The 967-nt window shown below is 39.0% G+C and carries 2 pseudogenes; both read left to right on the top strand.

Annotated elements, in window-relative coordinates:
* Window positions 1–311 (top strand): annotated as a pseudogene (locus ACFIM6_RS09955) (filamentous hemagglutinin); the annotation flags it as partial.
* Window positions 308–714: pseudogene (locus ACFIM6_RS09950) on the top strand (hypothetical protein). The pseudogenes ACFIM6_RS09955 and ACFIM6_RS09950, both read left to right, overlap by 4 nt.
* Window positions 715–967 lie beyond the last annotated feature (253 nt).

Genomic DNA, 967 nt, shown 5'->3' with positions numbered 1-967 from the left:
ATTTCTATGGACCAGCCTTTAATGTTTTAGTTGCATCCGGTCTGTTAGGTTATGTGAGTGATGGCAAACAAACCACTGTTGGCTTTGATGGGCATAGATATGACTTTGTAAGCAGAATTATTGGCGGCAATGGCTATACTTATGAGACAATACCTGCTGGTAGTAACGTTTTGACAGAATGGTGGAGAGTGGTCATGAATCCCATAAGTCCCCATACTTGTCTTGGAGATGCGAGTCCAAAATGTCGCTATAATTATGGCTCATCTCATCGTGAACAATTTCCTTTAAGTAAATCATGGAGTAAAAAATGAAACAAACTCTAAAATTATTAAGTGCTGTAACTTTGTTAGGTATTGCAGGATGTCAGTTTAATAAAACTCCTGGGGGGTATTTGAGCGCGTGGGAGAAAAATGGTGTTACTGATTTTACTGAAATAGGAAAAGCCTTATTAGAATGTGGTATGCCAGCTCCTTATGATGTATTTCCAGAAAACAGAAATTTAAGCAACAATGCAATAGCAACGATTCATGCTTGTATGGTTCAATCAGGTTTCCGCTATAAAGATGAAAGGGGGGGGGATGGTGTGTAAACCATAAAGCCGAAAATCTCCCGATTTGTCGTCCAGGTGCTGTTGTTCCACAGCGCAGTGTCAAGAAGCGCTTAAACAGCCCTTTTTGTAAAAAGCATCCAGAACAATATGAATGCTATCCTTAAGTCTTTCTTGTGATGATCAACAATCTGCCATCCTTGCCTTTGCTTGGAACGGCGGGATTGTTTTCTCAACCAATCATCTCAATATTGTTCACCGTTGTTTTAAGCAGCGGTGACAGGAAATATCAACAGGCTTATGAGCTTTTTTATTGTAAATAAATCCATTGAAAGAGGGGAATAATGAAGAAAATCTTAAAACTATTGAGTTGTATAGCTCTGTTAAGTATCACTGGATGTGTTAACTCAATTCCCTCAC

It is taken from the genome of Bartonella sp. AA9NXGY (assembly GCF_042196845.1).
In the GTDB taxonomy this organism is placed as follows: Bacteria; Pseudomonadota; Alphaproteobacteria; order Rhizobiales; family Rhizobiaceae; genus Bartonella.
This window is presented reverse-complemented; position numbering and strand designations above follow the sequence as displayed.